The organism is Pseudomonas sp. SK (assembly GCF_012975065.1).
Lineage (GTDB): Bacteria > Pseudomonadota > Gammaproteobacteria > Pseudomonadales > Pseudomonadaceae > Aquipseudomonas > Aquipseudomonas anuradhapurensis.
The window spans coordinates 1,165,658-1,183,099 of the sequence record NZ_CP051857.1; the positions used below are offsets into that span (position 1 = coordinate 1,165,658).

Sequence of the window (17,442 nt, forward strand, 5' to 3'; positions counted from 1 at the left end):
GCGGCCCCCGTACACAGCTCGATCAGGCGGTGCCGATCTCGCCGCCATCGATACGCTGGATCACCACCGTCGCCGCTCGCGGCCTTACCGTGGTCCCCGCCGGGGTGGCATCGGTGGCCTTGTCGGTATATGGCCAGTTGTCCGGGTGCTGGATGTTGACGAACAGCGTCTTGTTGTCGGGGGTGAAGGTAATCCCGGTCACCTCGCAACCATTCGGGCCGACGAAGAAGCGGCGCAGGTCCACCTGGTTCTGCGCATTCACCGGCACCTGCTTGCCGCTGGCATCGACCAGGTTGGTCGGGATCACGGCCAACAGCTGGTCGTTGGTGTAGTCGGTCACCGTGCTCTCGCCGTTGTCGGTCTCGAACCACAGCACGCCACGGCTATCGAAGCTCATGCCGTCAGGGCTGGCGAACTGGTTCAGTTCGGTCAGGCCCGAGCGGTTGATGTCGGCGCTGCCGGCCGCGTTGGCGCCGAACACGAAGATGTCCCAGGTGAAGCTCAGCTGGTCGTCGCTGTCGTGCCAGCGAATGATATGGCCGTGACGGTTCGGGCCGCGCGGGTTGGCAGCATCGACCTTGTCCGGGGTACGCGCGCTGTTGTTGGTCAGGGTCAGGTACACGTCGCCGTTCAGCGGGTTGACCGTGGTCCATTCCGGGCGGTCCATCGGCGTTGCGCCTACGGCATCGGCGGCGCCGCGGGTGTTGAGGATGATCCCCGGCAGGTCGCCATACAGGGCGCCCAGGGTGCTGCCGGCAGTGGTCGTGGTGGCGACGTCCAGCAGCAACCATACCCCGCTGCCATCGGCATTGAAGCGCGCCACGTACAGCTTGCCCTGGTCGAGGTACTTGGCGCCGGTGGCCAGGCGGTCGGCCGGGTTGGCGTCGGCGGCATCCCACACGGCGTTGGATACCCACTTGTACAGGTACTCGTTGTTCGAGTCGTCACCCATGTACCACACCAGCGGCTTGCCGGCGACCGCCAGGCCCGGGGCGCAGCCCTCGTGACGGAAACGGCCCAGCGCGGTGCGCTTGGTGGCCAGGGTGGCGCTGTTGTACGGGTCGATCTCGACGATGTAGCCGTAGGTGCTGGCTTCGTTGCGATAGTCGTCGGTGGCGCTGGCCGCTTTGACGGTGACGTCGAAACGGGCGAATTCGTCGGCTACCTCGCTGCTGTCACCCGCCGCGGTTTCCCATTTGTACTGGCCGCTGGAAGTGCTCACGCCAATACGGCGCTGGTCTTCGGGGCGGGTACCTTTGTTGACGAAAATACCTGGCCAGTTCTCTTCACAGGTCAGGTAGGTGCCCCACGGGGTGTAGCCGTTGCCGCAGTTGTTGTTGGTGCCGCGGCAGTGGGTGCCGTCCGGCGAATACTTGGTCTTCACGTGATCGGTGCCGCGCAGGGGGCCGGTGATTTCCATGCGCGAGGCCGTGGTGAAGCGGCGGTTGAGCGGGTCGTTGTCGACCACCTGCCAGCGCCCGCTGACCTTCTGCAAGCGCACTACACCGGCGCCGTGGGCGTTGATTTCCTTGCGTACTTCCTCGGCCGGGCGTTTGCCGTCGATATCGGTGGTCGGGCCGGCCGGGTGCAGGGCGGCGGTGTCGATGTACTCGAAGTTGATTGCCAGCAGGCCGTCTTCCGAGCTGCCGTTGATGGGGAAGAAGTGCATGCCGTCGTGGTGCATGCCCATGGCGTTGGCCTGGTCGGTCGAGGTATTGCTGCCGTCGGCCTTCCACGGGTTGCCGTTGCTGTTGATCGGCGTGCCCCATGGCGCCAGCACGTAGGCGCTGTAGCCAGCGGCAACCACGCAGGCATCGGTGCGCGAGCCGGGGATGGACTGGAAGCCCAGCGCCAGTTTTGGCACTTCCGGCTCGGTGACCGGATCATCATGATCCGAACCGCCACTGTCGAAGCAGCCTGTCAGGCCGGTACCGGCAATCATGGCGATGGCAGCGCCCAGGCTGCCGCGCATCACGCTGCGGCGGCTCAGGTAGGCGTCCATGACGCGGGCCATCGGCAGGTTGCCGCTGTGGTTCCGGTCCAGGTTGTCGCCGGTATCTCGACTCATCAGGGTGTCCTTATGTTGGCTGAGTTGGAGGAAACCGCGACTTTAGTGGGCAAATATGATGATTCATTGGCAGAAATGTGAACGCGCCTTTAAAACACCGGGCGCTTAAAAACATGACCGACAGATCAGTTTGGAATGGCTGTCGGATTTCTGCCATCAAACTGTAATGCCAACGCCGCAACATCCGGTGCCCTGAATGAACATGGAAAAGGATGGCGGGTTCGATGGCAAGCAGTGTGCACAGGCGCGAAGTGATCGGCTGGATGGGTGTCGGTGCCTTGGCGCCGTTGCTCGGCGCCTGCTCCGCCTTTCCTGGGCAAGCGCGCGGTAATGCCGGCCTCGACCTGCTGTACGTGGCTGATACCCTCGATGCCCGCCAGCCTGGCCTGGCCGTGGTGCCGGCCACGCGCCTGGGGCCGGTCAGCCATCTGGGCCGCGCGCCATGGATGACCGGCAGCAACGCCAGCGTCGCCCACCCGCAACTGGCGTCACTGCTCGACGCCGGCCAGGCGGCGTCTGCCCAGCTGGGCGGCTATGCAGTGCTGGCGGCGTTGCTGGAGCAGTTGCGCGGCGAGGCCGGGGCGGGCAACAGCCTGACCCTGGAGAACGGCCAGGGTTGGAATGGCAGTGGCCTGGCCTACCTGACCCAGGGCGAAAGCGGTGTGCAGGGCAGCCAGCTGCTGGGAATCGACGCGCGGGTCAGCAGCGACGAGCGCGTGCTGTGGCCGCAACGTTGCCCAGGCCTGTATCGCCAGGCTAGCGCCATCACCCTGGGGGCCGGGCTGGCTGACGGGCAACGCCAGGCCCTGGGCCTGGACAGCTTGCATATCTTCGAGCGGGGCGGTGCCCGGGTCGCCGTGGTCGGTGTCACCGACCCCTACGCCCAGGACCAGAAGGCGTCGCTCAAGCAGTGGTACCAGGCGCTCCAGCCGGTGTTCGAGCAGGCCCGGCGCGACGCCGACCTGGTGGTGGCGCTGGCCGATGCGGGCACTGGCCCAGGGCTGTGGCTGGCCGAGCGGGTACCGCAGATCGACGTGCTGTTATCTGCCCGTGGCCAGGACTTGTGGCCGGCACCGGTTGAGGTGACCCAGGCCAGCGGCCGCCGGGTACCGGTGCTGTTCGCCGGTTGCCGGGGTAGCGGCGCCTTCCGTCTGCGCTGTCGGCGGGTGGCCGGGGCGTGGCAGTTCGACGGGCATTTCTTCCCGGCCTTTGAACACCAGCTGGCCGCCGCGGCGCAGCTGCGTGTCGCGCCATTGCAGGCCGAACTGCGCCAACAGCGCGCCGGCCATGCGGCCTGGCTCGATCAACCGTTGGCCCGCGCGCCCCAGGCCCTGTGGCGCCGCGATACTCGGGGCGGCAGTTGGGACCGCCTGCTGCATCAAGCCCTGGCCGGCGACAGCGACATGCCGGTGCTGCTGCCCGGCCTGCGTTATGACTACCCGCTGCCAGCAGGGGCGGCCATTACCCGCGAACACCTGATCAGCCTCACCGGTGGCTACCCGGCCCCGGTGGTCGAAGCGCCAGCGCGGCAGGTCGAGCAGGTGCTGGAGAACGCTGCGGAGCAACTGTTCGGCGACCCGTTGCTGCTGGACAACAGCCAGGACCTGCCGCGCTGGCAGGGCCAGCCCTGGCGGGTCAGCTACAGCCCGCAAGGCAAGCGCATCAGCGACCTGGCACCGCTACCGGGCCTGTGCCGCACCTTCGGCCTGCAATTCCAGGCCCAGGCGGGTGAGCCCCTGTGGCAACGCGTTGAGGCCTGGCTCGCCCGCCAGCCTGCGGACTGGCAATTGGCGCCGCTGCAATTGCCCGAAGTGCGCTACGTACAGGGGCACCCGGGTTGGCACCCACGGCAGTTGGCCTCGTGATGCTCATCTCGCGCCTGCTCACTGGCGCTGGCCTGACCCTGGCCGGCTGGCTGGCCGCCCAGTGCGTGCTGCAACTGAGCCGCCAGCCGCAACCTGCGATTGCACCCGGCATGGCCGACACGCCGCTGCCCGGGTTGATGGTCGGCCACTGGCAGCTGCCCGTGGACGACGGCGCCATTGCCCTTACCCGCCTGCCGCTGCACTACCTCGGCGGCCTCAAGGCCCAGCCGTTGGCCGCCAGCGTGGTAGTGCTGCGCTATGGCGAGCAGGTGCGCACCCTGGCCCGTGGCCAGCGCCTGGCGCCCGGGATCGTGCTGCAGGACATCGACAGCGATGGCCTGATTTTCAACAACCAGGGGCGGCGTGAACGCTTGCCCTGGCCGCCACGCCCCGTCGTGACCGGCTTCAAGCGGCAAGGATGAACGATGCCTGTCAGATATTGCCTAGCGGCCGCCTTGAGCCTGGCCTTGTCCATGGGCCTGCCCGCCGCCAATGCCGAAGAGCCGGTATTCGACGACAACGGCACGCCCCTGTATGAGGTGAACTTTGTCGACACCGATCTGGGCGAGTTCATCGACAGCGTGTCGCGCATTACCGGCACCACCTTCATCGTCGACCCCCGGGTCAAAGGCAAGGTCACCGTGCGCACCGTCGACATGCACGACGCCGATGCGATCTACGACATCTTCCTGGCGCAGCTGCGCGCCCAGGGCTATGCCGCTGTCGACCTGCCCAACGGCAGCGTGAAGATCGTCCCCGACCAGGCGGCGCGCCTGGAACCGGTGCCGGTGGAGCCGGCCGGGCAGCAGGGGCAGGGCAGCGACAGCGTGGCTACCCGGGTTTTCAATGTGCGCAATGCTGCCAGCGAACAAGTGCTAGGTATTCTCAAGCCGCTGATCGATCCACGGGTGGGCGTGATCACCCCTTACCCCGCAGCGCAGCAACTGGTGGTGACCGACTGGCGCAGCAACCTGGATCGTATCGCCAGCTTGCTGCAGCACCTCGACCGCCCAGGCGAAGTGGCGGACAACACCGGCACCCAGGTGATCTACCTGCGCCACGCCAGTGCCAGCGAAGTGGTCAAGGTGCTGCGCGGCCTCAGCCAGGAGGGCATGGTGGCGGCGGAAGGCGCTGCTGAAGCCGAGGCCAAGGACCGGCCGGTGGTGGCTGCCGGTGGTGGCAGTGGTATCCGCCTGGAGTACGAGGAAGGCACCAACGCCGTGGTCATGGTCGGCCCCGACAGCGAGCTGGCGGCCTACCGCAGCATCGTCGAGCAATTGGACATCCGCCGCGCCCAGGTGGTGGTGGAGGCGATCATCGCCGAAGTCTCCGACAGCAGTGCCCAGGAGCTGGGCGTGCAGTGGCTGTTCGCCGATGAGAAGTTCGGTGCCGGCATCGTCAATTTCGGCAGCAACGGGGTCAACATCGCCAGTATCGCCGGGGCGGCCGCCAGCGGTGACAGCGAGGCGCTGGGCGAGCTGCTGTCGTCGACCAGCGGGGCCACGGCTGGCATCGGCCATTTCGGCGGCGGCTTCAACTTTGCCATGCTGGTCAATGCGCTGAAGGGCAAGAGTGGCTTCAACCTGCTGTCCACGCCCACCCTGCTGACCCTGGACAATGCCGAAGCTTCGATCCTGGTCGGCCAGGAAGTGCCCTTCGTCACCGGTTCGGTGACCCAGAACAACGCCAACCCGTACCAGACCATCGAGCGCAAGGAAGTCGGGGTGAAGCTGCGCATCAAGCCGCAGATCAACATCGACAACAGCGTGCGCCTGGACATCGTCCAGGAAGTGTCGTCGATCGCCGACTCCAGCGCGGCCAGCGACGTGATCACCAACAAGCGCGAGATCAAGACCAAGGTGATGGTCGAGGACAACGGCCTGGTCATTCTCGGCGGCCTGATCTCCGACGAGCTGAGCACCAGCAACCAGCGTGTGCCGCTGCTGGGCGACATCCCGTACCTGGGCCGGCTGTTCCGCTCCGATGCCAGCAAGAACACCAAGCAGAACCTGATGGTGTTCATTCGCCCGCGTATCCTGCGTGACGAGCCGAGCCTGGCCGGGCTCAGCGAGGGCAAGTACCGCACCTTGCAACAGACCACGCCGCTGCAACTGCCGGACCTGGCAGCCGGCAGCCCGCAGTTGCTGCAGGTATTCCCTGCCAGCCGCGCGCGCCTGGAAGGCGGTGACTGGTGATGCTGCCATATCGCCAGGCGCGCCAGAGCGGGGTAGCCATGGCCCCGGCCGAGCAAGGCTGGCAACTGTGGCTGCGGCCCGATGCCGACAGTGCGCAACTGCAGGAACTGTTGCGCGTGCATGGCCAGCCCAGCCTGCTCGAATACCTGGAGCCCGCGCTGTTCGATGAACGCCTGGGCCAGCTGTACCAGGCAGGTGCCAACGCCACCGAGGCACTGATCGAAGGCATTGGCGAGCAGGTGGACCTGGACAGCCTGATGAACGAGATGCCGCGCATCGAGGACTTGCTGGAAAGCGACGACGAGGCCCCGGTGATCCGCCTGATCAACGGCCTGTTCGGCCAGGCCCTGCGCCTGCGTGCCTCGGATATCCACATCGAAACCTTCGAGCAGAGCCTGGTGGTGCGCCTGCGGGTCGATGGCCACCTGCGCGAGGTGTTGCGCCCACCGCGTGCGCTGTCAGCCATGCTGGTGTCGCGGATCAAGGTGATGGCGCGCCTGGACATCGCCGAAAAGCGCCAGCCCCAGGATGGCCGGATCACCTTGCGTGCGGCCGGGCGCGAAGTGGACGTGCGGGTCTCGACCCTGCCTGGCATCCATGGCGAACGGGTGGTGATGCGCGTCCTCGACAAGCAGGCCAGCCTGCTGGCGCTGGGCAACCTGGGCATGCCGCCGGCGGTACTGCAGGGCCTGCGTGGCTGCCTGGCGCGGCCCAACGGCATAGTCCTGTCCACCGGCCCGACCGGTTCCGGCAAGACCACCACCCTGTACGCCAGCCTCAACAGCCTCAACGATGGCAGCCGCAATATCCTCACCGTCGAGGACCCGGTGGAGTACGCCATTGCCGGCATCGGCCAGACTGCCATCAACCCGCGCGCCGGGTTGACCTTCGCCAGCGGCCTGCGCGCGATACTGCGCCAGGACCCGGACGTGATCATGCTCGGCGAAATCCGCGACCAGGAAACCGCGCAGATCGCCGTACAGGCCAGCCTCACCGGCCACCTGGTGCTGTCCACCCTGCACACCAACAGTGCGCTAGGCGCGGTGACCCGCCTGCGCGACATGGGCATCGAACCGTTCCTGATCGCCTCGTGCCTGCGTGGCGTGCTGGCCCAGCGCCTGGTGCGGCGCCTGTGCAGTTGCGCCGTGGCGCACCCGCTGCAGGCGGCAGAACGTGAGCTGTGGCCCGAGATGGCGGCACTCGGCAGCAGTTACCACGCGGTGGGCTGCGAGCAGTGCCAGGGCAGCGGTTACCGCGGGCGCCTGGGCCTGTACGAATTCATCGAGCTGGACCCCGGGCTGGTCGGCCTGTTGTATGACGGCGCCAGCGAACTGGCCATGCACGACTACCTGGCCGAACGCCGGCAGAGCCTGCTGGCGATGGCCAGCGACTGCCTGGCGCGTGGCGAGACCAGCCTGGCCGAAGTGCTGCGCGTGGTGCAGGGCTGAGCATGCCGACCTACCGCTACCAGGCCGTCGACCTCGCCGGCAAGACTCGCAAGGCCAGCCTGCAAGCCGACAGCGAACGCCACGCGCGCCAGTTGTTGCGCGAGCAGGGACTGTTCGCTCGCCAGTTGCAGCGCCATGAGGCCGGTACCCGGCAACCCCGGCGCCAGCGCCTGAGCCGCGCCCAGCTGTGCGAACTGACCCGTCAGCTGGCCACCCTGACCGGTGCCGGCATCCCCCTGGTCGACGCCCTGGCCACCCTTGAACGTCAATTGCGCCAGCCTGCCCTGCACAGCGTGCTGGTGGCCTTGCGCGGCTCGCTTGCCGAAGGCCTGGGCCTGGCCCGCAGCCTGGCGCGCCAGGGCGCACCGTTCAGCGGCCTGTACTGCGCGCTGGTCGAGGCTGGCGAGCGCTCCGGGCGCCTGGCCCAGGTCCTGGCCCGCCTGGCCGATCACCTGGAACAGGTGCAACGGCAACAGCACAAGGCGCGCACTGCGCTGATCTACCCCACGGTGCTGATGGGCGTGTCGCTGGCGGTGGTCATCGGCCTGATGACCTTCGTCGTGCCCAAGCTCACCGAGCAATTCGCCCATGCCGGGCAGAGCCTGCCGCTGATCACCTCGCTGTTGATCGGCCTGAGCCAAGGGCTGGTCCAGGCCGGGCCTTGGCTGCTGGGGCTGGCCGTGGTGCTCGCGGCGCTCGGCGGCTGGTTGCTGCGCAAGCCGCAATGGTGCCTGCGCCGCGATCAGCTGCTGTTGCGCCTGCCACGTATCGGCAACCTGCTGCAGGTGCTGGAAAGCGCGCGCCTGGCCCGCAGCCTGGCCATTCTCACTGGTAGCGGCGTGGCCCTGCTCGAAGCCCTGCACGTGGCCACCGAAACCGTCGGCAACCGGCGTATCCGCCAGGCCATGGAACAGGTGCGCCTGCAGGTGCAGGGCGGTACCAGCCTGCACCGCGCGCTGGATGCCAGCCAGCAGTTCCCGCCACTGCTGGTGAACATGGTCGGCAGTGGCGAGGCCAGCGGCACCCTGGCCGATATGCTCGAGCGTGTGGCCGACGACCAGGAGCGCGGCTTCGCCCGCCAGGTCGACACCGCCATGGCGCTGTTCGAACCCCTGATGATCCTGGTGATGGGCGCCGTGGTGCTGTTCATCGTGCTGGCGGTGCTGCTGCCGATCATGCAACTCAACCAGGGCCTGCAACTGTGAACGCAAGGAGTATTGCCATGCAGCATCGACGCCACCGCCAGCGCGGTTTCACCCTCATGGAAATCATGGTGGTGATCTTCATCATCGGTCTGCTCATCGCCGTGGTCGCGCCCAGCGTGCTCGGTAACCAGGACAAGGCCATGAAACAGAAAGTCATGGCCGACCTGGCCACCCTGGAGCAGGCGCTGGACATGTACCGTCTGGACAACCTGCGCTTTCCCAGTAACGAGCAGGGCCTGGCCGCGCTGGTGAAAAAGCCGGCCCAGGAACCGCTGCCGCGGGCCTGGCGCAGTGACGGCTACGTGCGCCGCCTGCCTGAAGACCCCTGGGGCACCCCGTATCAGTACCGCATGCCCGGCGAGCACGGCCGGGTCGATGTTTACTCGCTGGGCGCCGACGGCCTGCCGGGGGGCGAAGGCCAGGATGCCGACCTGGGCAACTGGGAGCTGTAGCCCGTGCGTCGGCAGCGGGGTTTCAGCCTGATCGAGTTGCTGGTGGTGCTGGCCATCGCCGGGCTGATGACCGGGCTGGCGGTGGCCAGTCTCGGCAACGGCCAGGCCGCGGTCGACCAGGCCTTGCAGCGGCTGGCGGCAGAGACCCGCAGCCAGGCCGTGCTGGCCCGGCATGCCGGGCAACTGCGTGGCCTGCGCTGGAACGGCCAGCGCCCGGAGTTCGTGCGCCGCCAGGGCGATGCCTGGGCGCTCGAGACGGTGGCCCTGGGCGACTGGCCCAAGGGCCTGCATCCGGATTGGCCAGCCAGCTCGCAACCTCAGCTGCTGTTCACCCCGCACGGCTGGGCACAGCCGGGCAGCGTGCACTGGCGCTGGGCCGATGGTAGCCAACGCTGGGCCTGGAGCCGTGATGGCCGCTTGCACATAACGGTGGCGCCATGAAGCGGCATCAACGCGGTTTCACCTTGCTCGAGGTTAGCGTGGCCCTGGCGATCGCTGCCGTGCTGGCGGTAATCACCAGCCAGGTGTTGCGCCAGCGCCTGGCCGTGCAGGGCAACCTGCAGCAACACCGCCTCGGCCTGCTGTGCGCGCGCGAATTGCAGACCCGCTTTGCCGTCGAGCAGTACTGGCCTGCCAACAACCAGGTGAACGGTGAGCTGAGCCAGGGTGGCCAGGCGTGCCACTGGCAGTTGCAGCTGCGCCGCACTGGCGTGCGTGACTTGCGTCGCGGGGAATTACTGCTGTTCGCCGATCGCGACCAGCGCCTGCCGCTGGGCCAGTACACCGTATTCCTGGAGCGCCCATGAGCCGACCGCCAGCTTCAAAGGCTTGCCTGCCCCCTGTAGCAGCGGGGGACACCGGCCACCCGGGCGGCAAACCTGTAAAGCGCCGCCAGGCTGGCCTGACCCTGATCGAACTGATGGTCGCCCTGGCCCTGACCGCCGTGCTCGGCATTCTGCTCGCCGCCCTGGTCAATGGCTGGCTCAAGGTGCGCGAACGCTTGCAGGACACCACCCAGGAAACCTCGGTGCTGGAATTTTGCCTGGCCTTGGAACGGCGCTTCGACAGCCCGGTGATGCGTCGCATCTACGAGCAGCGCCTACCCCTGGCCAGCCGCTGGCTGGACTGGCAGCCAGCCAGCAACCAACTGCTATGGGTCGCCACCACCGGCCTGCCGCCAGCCGAAGGTGGCTCGCGCCTGCAACGCCAGCGCCTGCGCTTCGAGGCCCGCGAGCAGCGCCTGCTGCTGGAAAGCTCGGCCGACCTGTACGCCGCTGCCGCGCCGCGCTGGCTCGAACGTGAACGGCTCGAGCGGGTCAGCGCCCTGAATATTCTGTATTACCAGGGCGGCCGCTGGCTGGCCTGGCCTTCCGACCAACCCGCGCACCCCGGCCGTGGCGTGCGCCTGGAATTGCAGCGTGATGGAGCCCCCTATGTCTGCACCTTCGCGCTCCCGTGGGGGCGCTCATGAAAGTTGAATGGCGGCGGCGTACACCGGCCCGGCCCTGGTTGTTGCTGCGACCGGGTGCAACCTGGCACTGGGCGCTGGTCGATGGCGGCCGTGTGCAAAGCCAGGGGCAGGGCGAGCCGCCGCTGAACCTGCAGGCGCGTGTCGCACTGATTCTGCCTGCCGAGGCCTGCAGCCATTTCCGCGTGCCGGCACCACCCGGGCTCAAACGAGAGGAATGGCCACTGTTGCTCGAAGATCGCCTGCTGCAGGCCGCGGACGAAGTGACCTGTGCCTGCCTGGCGCGTGGGCCCGGTTACCTTCGCTTGCTGGTGGTGGCGCGCCAGCAACTGGACAGTTGGCATCGGCAGTGTGCCGAGTGGGGTTTGCCAGCGCAGCGTTGCTGGGCGGAGCTGCAGCTACTGCCGACACCCGAGGCCGGCACTGCCTGGCATTGGCAGCGCACAGCCGATCTGCGCTTGTGCAAAGGGCTGGGCGAAGATGGCCAGGAGCATTGGCTGGCCTGGCCGGATGCATTGGGTGATGCGCCTCGCCAACCGTGGGCGGGGCTGCACAAGGTGCCGCTGAGCGGTGACTGGCCAACGGCGTTGCCGCCGCTGGATAAACTGCCCGGCCTGTTCGAGCATGCCCGCAACAGGCGCGTGCTGGCGACGGTATCCCGGCCGCAGCAACGCCTGCTGGCCGCCTGCCTGGCATTGGCTGTGGGCTGGGCTGGGCTGTGGATGACCCAGCAATGGCGCCAGGCGCAACTCTGGCGCAGCCAGGTCATTGCCGTGACCGGCCCTCAGGCCAGCCCGCGTCACGCCGCGCAGGCGCTCAAGCGGCTGCGCGAAGGTGCGTTGCAACAGCAACTGCGCATGCGCCAGCTCGAAGACCTGCAAGCGGCATTGCAGGCCTGGCTGCGTGACCATCCCGGCTGGCACCTGGGCGCGGTGCGCTTCGATGGCCAGCGTTGGCAGGTGCGCCTGGTGGGCGAGGGCAGTGCACCGCCCTGGCAGGACATGGCCACCGCTGCTGGTGCGACTGTTCAGGTCCAAGCTGACCAAGTGCTGTTCGATCTGGGAGCGGCCTCATGAACCGGGACTGGATACAGCGTCACCGTTTCACCTTCGCCTGGGCACTGATTACCCTGTTGCTGGCCGTGCTGGCCCTGCGCGCCGGCCTGGCGCAATGGCGCGAACTCAGCCAGTGGCGCGGGCTGGCCGAACAGGCCGCCAGTCTGCACAACGGCCCGGGGTTGAACCTGGAACGGCTACGCCAGTCAGCCCAGGCCCGACGCATCGAACTGGCCGAAGTCGATGCGCAAGGCGAGGCCTGGCAATTGCGTGGCCAGGTGGCCGACGAGCTTCTGTTGCAGGGCTGGCTGCAGAGCCTGCGGGGCGAAGGCGTGCAGCTACGGCAATGGGGGCTGGAACGCCACGGCAAGGGGCTGCGCTTCGAGCTGGTGGTGCAGCCATGAGCCGAACAAGTGCGGCGTGGATGCTGCTGGTTTTCGTCCTCACGCTATTGCTGGAGCTGCCGGCCAGCTGGGTGGCGCATGTATTCAAGCTGCCGCTGCGCGAGGCCAGTGGCAGCCTCTGGCAAGGCCAGGCACAGCAGCTGGGGCCGCTCGGGCCGCTGCGCTGGGCGCTACAGCCGTGGCGCTTGCAGGCGAGCGCGCAGGTTGGCTGGCAGGGCCAGGCCTGGCAACTGCGTGCTGAAGGCTGGCCCTGGCAGTGGCAGCTAACGGCGACGGCCCTGGGGCCGCAACTGACGACAACGTCGGATTACCGCCTGGCTGGGCAATGGCAGGGTGGATTGCGGGTCGAGGGCGCTGGGCGCCGATGCCAGGGCAGTGACGGCCGCCTGCAGGTGACCGACCTCGCCTTGACCGAGCCGTGGTCGCTGGGCCTGGGGCAGGGCTGGCTGGAAATCGACTGCGGCAACGGCTGGCACCTGCGCGGGCAACTGGCACAACAGGGGCAGCATCACCTGGCAATGGACGCAGACCTGCCTGGGCGCCGGGCCCGGTTGGTGTACGAATTGCAGCCCGAAGCGGCGTTGACACCTTTATTGCGTGGGGCGCAGTGGCTCGGGCCGCAGGCGCTGACAGGGCAGCGGGAGTTTCGCTGGTAGGGGCGCCTGGAGAACGCCGAGCCCCGCTTCAGGCTGCTGCAAAGCCGCTCATATCAAGGGCGGATCTCGATCAGCGTGCCATCGCGCACCAGGTCCCAGACTTCCTGCATGTCGCGGTTACGCATGGCAATGCAGCCATCGGTCCAGTCCAGCGTATGGAAGTACCACTCCGGGTACTCGTCGTTGATCGGCGTGCCATGAATCATGATCATGCTGCCGGCACTCACCCCTTCACGGGTCGCGCGGGCGGCATCGCTGACATTCGGGTAGTTGATGTGGATGGCCAGGTTGAAGCGGTCGCTTTGCTTGCGCCAGTCCAGCCAGTAAAGGCCCTCGGGGGTTTTCTTGTCACCCTCGCGTTCCTTGGGGCCCTTGGGCTGCTTGCCCAGGGAGATGCGGTAGGTTTTCAGGGGTTCGCCACGGCTGATCAATTGCAGGCGCCGCTCGGACTTGATCACCAGCACCTTGTCGATCAGCGGCTGCATGGCCTGTTGCGAAGGCGACTGGGTTTGCGCTGCCGGCTGGGGTTTGCGGATGATCGTCTCGGTGAACGCCGCCTGGGACACCGAGGTAACGCAAAGGCAGAAAAGGGCAAGCAACCAGCGCATGTAACGGTTTCCCTGAAGGCTTCTAGGTAGTGGTCGAGACATGCATCGGCGGCAGGTATTCATGGCCTATGGGGTACTGCTGCCCAATGCGGTCGCGATAGTAGCATTCTAGTGTGCGTGTGACAGTGCGGAAAGCCAGCTCGCCCCACGGTATCTCGCGTTCCTCGAACAGCCGCACCTCCAGGCTTTCCACACCGATAGCGAAATCAAGGTCCGCCAGCTCGGCGCGGAAGAACACATGCACCTGGTTGATGTGCGGCAGGTCGAACAGCTGGTACAGGGTCATGCTGCCGAGGCGGGCGCAGGCTTCCTCGACGGTTTCACGACGGGCGGCCTGGTCGAGGGTTTCGCCATTTTCCATGAACCCGGCGGGCAGGGTCCAGAAGCCCCGGCGCGGCTCGATGGCGCGCCGGCACAGCAATACCTGGCTGCCCCAGGTCGGCAGTACGCCGGCAACGATATTGGGGTTCTGGTAGTGGATGGTCTGGCAGGATTCGCAGACATACCGCAAGCGGCTGTCGCCTGCAGGAATCCGCTGAGTGACCAGCTGGCCGCACGTGCTGCAGAATTTCATGTCGGTTTCCTTTCGCTCTGGCTTATCTTGGCGCGACGGCCGTGCCGCCGCAAGCGCACGGGGCTTGGGTGCTGCGCGGCTTTGGTGCATCATGCAAGGCAGGCCTTGAATACGAGTGTGCGCAATGCTGGACGAGCTACTTCGCCGAATGAGCAACCACCAACCCGCCTCAATGGAAACCGACCGGCGGTTCCCTGAAGCGGCGGTCCTCTTGCCCATTACCCGTAGCGAAGCGCCCGAGCTGGTCCTCACCCTGCGTGCCCAGGGCTTGTCCACACATGGCGGCGAAGTGGCCTTTCCCGGCGGCCGCCGCGACCCGGAAGACCCGGACCTGGTGTTCACCGCATTGCGCGAGGCCGAAGAGGAAATCGGCCTGCCGCCTGGCCTGGTGGAAGTGATCGGCCCGCTCAGCCCGCTGATTTCGCTGCATGGCCTGAAAGTAACGCCATTCGTCGGGCTTATTCCGGATTTTGTCGAATACCGCGCCAATGATGCCGAGATCGCGGCAGTATTCAGCGTGCCGCTGGAATTCTTCCGCCAGGACCCGCGCGACCATACCCACCGTATCGATTACCAGGGGCGCAGCTGGTACGTGCCCAGCTATCGCTACGGCGAATACAAGATCTGGGGTTTGTCGGCGATCATGATCGTCGAACTGGTCAACCTGCTGTTCGATGCCGGCATCAGCCTGCACCAGCCACCTGAGCGTTACATCGAAAACTGAGCGGGGCCTACCCCGCCGTGCGTCGCAGCCTGAGGAGCAAGCATGAAATACCGCCTGGGCGACCTGCGGGTCGAGAGCCACCCCACCAGTTGGGCCGCACCCACTGCCACCCTGATCGGCAAGGTACGCCTGCAGGCCAATGCCAGCGTGTGGTTTGGCGCGGTGTTGCGCGGCGACAACGAGCTGATCGACATTGGCGAAGGCAGCAACGTGCAGGATGGCACGGTGATGCACACCGACATGGGCTCGCCGCTGACCCTGGGCAAGGGCGTGACCGTCGGCCACAACGCCATGCTGCATGGCTGCACGGTGGGCGACTACAGCCTGGTGGGCATCAACGCGGTCATCCTCAACGGCGCGCGGATTGGCAAGCACTGCATCATTGGCGCCAATGCGCTGATTGCCGAGGGCAAGGAGATTCCCGACGGCTCCCTGGTGATGGGCTCGCCGGGCAAGGTCGTGCGCGAGCTGACCGAGCAGCAGAAGCGCATGCTCGAAGCCAGTGCCGCGCATTACGTGGCCAATGCCCAGCGCTATGCGCGGGAGTTGGTGGTTGACGATGAGTGATGCCGTGGAACGGCCGGTGGCCTCGCCGTGCGTGAGCATTTGTGCGCTGGACGAGCAGGATATCTGCACCGGTTGCCAGCGCAGCGTGGCGGAAATCAGCCGCTGGGGGCGGATGGACAATGACGAGCGTCGTGCGGTGCTGACGCTGTGTCATGAACGGGCGAAAGAGGCCGGCCTGGTTTTCCACAACTGAATGCCCCGCAGGCTGGCGTCGCTTGTAGGAGCGGCCTTGCGTCGCGATGGGCTGCGAAAGCAGCCCCAGCAACGTTAGCGTCTGCGCCGAAACATTGGGGCTGCTTCGCAGCCCATCGCGACGCAAGGCCGCTCCTACACGGAGTACCGTTGCCTGCTCGGGCAGCCAGCGGTAATCTGTGCGGCTTGCCCACAGACCACTCGCCATGTTCTATCTGCTTGCCTACATCAGCAGCGTAGTGCTGATCAACTACGCCTTTTCCAGCGCGCCGCACCTGGACATCATCTGGTCTGCCTGGGGCGGCCTGGTGTTCATCCTGCGCGACATGGTGCAGACCCGCTTCGGCCACGGCGCGCTGGTTGCCATGCTGGTGGCGCTGGTGCTGTCCTATGTCACTTCGGAGCCGGCCATTGCGCTGGCCAGCGCCACCGCGTTCTTCATCTCCGAGCTGATCGACTGGCTGGTATTCAGCATCACCCGCCGGCCATTGCGCGACCGCCTGTGGCTGAGCTCGGCGTTGAGCATCCCGGTGGACACGTTCATCTTCTTCGGCATGATCGGTGCCCTGGCCCCGGCCGTGATCGGCACGGCCATGGCCTCGAAGTTCGCCGGGGTCACCGCCGTGTGGCTGGCCATGGCATTTCGCGCGCGGCGCGCTGCCGCCGTCGGTTGATGGTGTAGAATAGCGGTCCTTTTTCAGCGGGCGGCGCCATGCCTGGTGCGGCCCCGGACGCCTTCGAGGACCTGAAATGACCCGTATCGGAACCCCCTTGTCGCCCACCGCGACCCGTGTACTGCTGTGCGGCTGTGGCGAACTGGGCAAGGAAGTGGTGATCGAGCTGCAGCGCCTGGGCGTCGAAGTGATCGCCGTCGACCGCTACGCCAATGCCCCGGCGATGCAGGTGGCGCACCGCAGCCACGTGGTCAACATGCTCGATGGCGTTGCCCTGCGCGCCGTGATCGAGGCCGAGAAGCCGCACTACATCGTTCCCGAAATCGAAGCCATCGCCACCGCCACCCTGGTCGAACTGGAAAACGAAGGTTTCAACGTGGTGCCGACGGCCCGCGCCACCCAGCTGACCATGAACCGCGAAGGCATCCGCCGCCTGGCCGCCGAGGAGCTGGACCTGCCGACCTCGCCGTACCACTTCGCCGACACCTATGAAGACTATGCCAAGGCCGTGGCCGATGTCGGTTACCCGTGCGTGGTCAAGCCGGTGATGAGTTCGTCGGGCAAGGGCCAGAGCCTGTTGCGCAGCGATGCCGACCTGCAGCCGTCGTGGGCCTACGCCCAGGAGGGCGGCCGCGCCGGCAAGGGCCGGGTGATCGTCGAGGGCTTCATCGACTTCGAATACGAGATTACCCTGCTGACCGTGCGCCACGTGGGCGGCACCACTTTCCTCGAGCCGGTCGGCCATCGTCAGGAAAAAGGCGACTACCAGGAGTCGTGGCAGCCGCAGGCCATGAGCCCGAAAGCGCTGGCCGAGTCGCAGCGGGTGGCCAAGGCGGTCACCGATGCCCTGGGCGGCCGTGGCCTGTTCGGCGTGGAGCTGTTCGTGAAGGGGGACCAGGTGTGGTTCAGCGAAGTGTCGCCACGCCCGCATGACACTGGCCTGGTCACCCTGATTTCCCAGGACCTCTCGCAGTTTGCCCTGCATGCCCGGGCGATTCTTGGCCTGCCGATTCCGGCCGTGCGCCAGTTCGGCCCATCGGCCTCGGCGGTGATCCTGCCGCACGGCCAGTCGCAGCAGACCAGCTTCGCCAACCTCGGTGCAGCGCTGAGCGAGCCGGATACCGCCATTCGCCTGTTCGGCAAGCCGGAAATCAACGGGACGCGGCGCATGGGCGTGTGCCTGGCGCGGGACGAGTCGGTCGAGCTGGCGCGGGCCAAGGCGACCCGTGCCGCGCAGGCGGTCAAGGTCGAGTTCTGATCCAGGCCGCATGGGGCCGCTTTGCGGCC

The 17,442-nt window shown here is 66.8% G+C and carries 20 protein-coding genes; 17 read left to right on the forward strand and 3 right to left on the reverse strand.

Going from position 1 to position 17,442, the window contains the following annotated elements:
• Positions 1-22: 22 nt before the first annotated feature.
• Complete coding sequence (locus HG549_RS05360; RefSeq protein ID WP_170028485.1) at positions 23-2,068, reverse strand: PhoX family phosphatase; 2,046 nt, start codon at positions 2,066-2,068, stop codon at positions 23-25.
• 224 nt (positions 2,069-2,292) lie between these two features.
• On the opposite strand from HG549_RS05360, the gene HG549_RS05365 reads away from it, so the two are divergent.
• The 12 genes from HG549_RS05365 to HG549_RS05420 all read left to right on the forward strand — a co-directional run bounded on the left by HG549_RS05365 (position 2,293) and on the right by HG549_RS05420 (position 12,816).
• Positions 2,293-3,933 carry a lipoprotein UxpA gene (locus HG549_RS05365; protein ID WP_170028486.1) on the forward strand — a complete coding sequence of 547 codons (1,641 nt, stop codon included), beginning with the start codon at positions 2,293-2,295 and terminating at the stop codon, positions 3,931-3,933.
• The gene (locus HG549_RS05370) at positions 3,933-4,355 is read left to right on the forward strand and encodes a pilus assembly protein PilZ (protein WP_189665758.1); all 423 of its coding nucleotides are present in this window, start codon (positions 3,933-3,935) and stop codon (positions 4,353-4,355) included. Before HG549_RS05365 ends, HG549_RS05370 begins: the two co-directional genes overlap by 1 nt.
• Positions 4,356-4,358: 3 nt before the next feature.
• Positions 4,359-6,128: a type II secretion system secretin GspD gene (gene gspD / locus HG549_RS05375; RefSeq protein ID WP_170028488.1), complete on the forward strand. Its 1,770-nt coding sequence runs from the start codon at positions 4,359-4,361 to the stop codon at positions 6,126-6,128.
• Positions 6,128-7,576, forward strand: a complete 1,449-nt coding sequence (locus tag HG549_RS05380; RefSeq protein WP_170034058.1) for a GspE/PulE family protein — start codon at positions 6,128-6,130, stop codon at positions 7,574-7,576. The genes gspD and HG549_RS05380 overlap by 1 nt, the downstream gene beginning before the upstream one ends.
• Before the next feature lie 2 nt (positions 7,577-7,578).
• The gene (gene gspF / locus HG549_RS05385; protein ID WP_170028489.1) at positions 7,579-8,781 is read left to right on the forward strand and encodes a type II secretion system inner membrane protein GspF; all 1,203 of its coding nucleotides are present in this window, start codon (positions 7,579-7,581) and stop codon (positions 8,779-8,781) included.
• A gap of 17 nt (positions 8,782-8,798) precedes the next feature.
• A complete protein-coding gene (gspG, locus tag HG549_RS05390; RefSeq protein ID WP_170028490.1) occupies positions 8,799-9,233 on the forward strand; it encodes a type II secretion system major pseudopilin GspG in 435 nt (144 codons plus the stop codon).
• Positions 9,234-9,236: 3 nt separating this feature from the next.
• Complete coding sequence (gspH, locus tag HG549_RS05395) at positions 9,237-9,674, forward strand: type II secretion system minor pseudopilin GspH (RefSeq protein WP_170028491.1); 438 nt, start codon at positions 9,237-9,239, stop codon at positions 9,672-9,674.
• A complete protein-coding gene (locus tag HG549_RS05400; RefSeq protein WP_170028492.1) occupies positions 9,671-10,039 on the forward strand; it encodes a type II secretion system protein GspI in 369 nt (122 codons plus the stop codon). The genes gspH and HG549_RS05400 overlap by 4 nt, the downstream gene beginning before the upstream one ends.
• Positions 10,040-10,152: 113 nt before the next feature.
• Positions 10,153-10,704 (forward strand): type II secretion pathway protein XcpW, encoded by a 552-nt coding sequence (locus HG549_RS05405; RefSeq protein WP_178118833.1) that lies wholly within the window; start codon positions 10,153-10,155, stop codon positions 10,702-10,704.
• Positions 10,701-11,777: a type II secretion system protein GspL gene (gene gspL, locus HG549_RS05410; protein WP_170028494.1), complete on the forward strand. Its 1,077-nt coding sequence runs from the start codon at positions 10,701-10,703 to the stop codon at positions 11,775-11,777. The genes HG549_RS05405 and gspL overlap by 4 nt, the downstream gene beginning before the upstream one ends.
• Positions 11,774-12,160, forward strand: a complete 387-nt coding sequence (gene gspM, locus HG549_RS05415) for a type II secretion system protein GspM (protein WP_170028495.1) — start codon at positions 11,774-11,776, stop codon at positions 12,158-12,160. The genes gspL and gspM overlap by 4 nt, the downstream gene beginning before the upstream one ends.
• The gene (locus HG549_RS05420; protein WP_170028496.1) at positions 12,157-12,816 is read left to right on the forward strand and encodes a general secretion pathway protein GspN; all 660 of its coding nucleotides are present in this window, start codon (positions 12,157-12,159) and stop codon (positions 12,814-12,816) included. The genes gspM and HG549_RS05420 overlap by 4 nt, the downstream gene beginning before the upstream one ends.
• Positions 12,817-12,869: 53 nt before the next feature.
• Here the strand turns inward: HG549_RS05420 and HG549_RS05425 are convergent, their stop codons facing one another.
• Both HG549_RS05425 and HG549_RS05430 read right to left on the reverse strand, forming a co-directional pair.
• Entirely contained in the window at positions 12,870-13,424 is a 555-nt protein-coding gene (locus tag HG549_RS05425) for a murein L,D-transpeptidase family protein (RefSeq protein ID WP_170028497.1), read from the reverse strand.
• Between the two features lie 22 nt (positions 13,425-13,446).
• On the reverse strand, positions 13,447-13,998 hold the full coding sequence (locus HG549_RS05430) for an NUDIX hydrolase (protein WP_170028498.1): 552 nt from the start codon (positions 13,996-13,998) through the stop codon (positions 13,447-13,449).
• Positions 13,999-14,122: 124 nt separating this feature from the next.
• Here HG549_RS05430 and HG549_RS05435 point away from each other — a divergent pair, with 124 nt between their 5' ends.
• From HG549_RS05435 to purT, 5 genes are all read left to right on the forward strand, one after another.
• On the forward strand, positions 14,123-14,722 hold the full coding sequence (locus HG549_RS05435) for a CoA pyrophosphatase (RefSeq protein WP_170028499.1): 600 nt from the start codon (positions 14,123-14,125) through the stop codon (positions 14,720-14,722).
• Between the two features lie 42 nt (positions 14,723-14,764).
• Complete coding sequence (locus HG549_RS05440) at positions 14,765-15,289, forward strand: gamma carbonic anhydrase family protein (protein WP_170028500.1); 525 nt, start codon at positions 14,765-14,767, stop codon at positions 15,287-15,289.
• Positions 15,282-15,482: a DUF1289 domain-containing protein gene (locus HG549_RS05445; RefSeq protein WP_170028501.1), complete on the forward strand. Its 201-nt coding sequence runs from the start codon at positions 15,282-15,284 to the stop codon at positions 15,480-15,482. Before HG549_RS05440 ends, HG549_RS05445 begins: the two co-directional genes overlap by 8 nt.
• Positions 15,483-15,687: 205 nt before the next feature.
• Entirely contained in the window at positions 15,688-16,155 is a 468-nt protein-coding gene (locus tag HG549_RS05450; RefSeq protein WP_170028502.1) for a VUT family protein, read from the forward strand.
• Between the two features lie 76 nt (positions 16,156-16,231).
• Positions 16,232-17,413, forward strand: a complete 1,182-nt coding sequence (gene purT / locus HG549_RS05455) for a formate-dependent phosphoribosylglycinamide formyltransferase (RefSeq protein ID WP_170028503.1) — start codon at positions 16,232-16,234, stop codon at positions 17,411-17,413.
• Positions 17,414-17,442 lie beyond the last annotated feature (29 nt).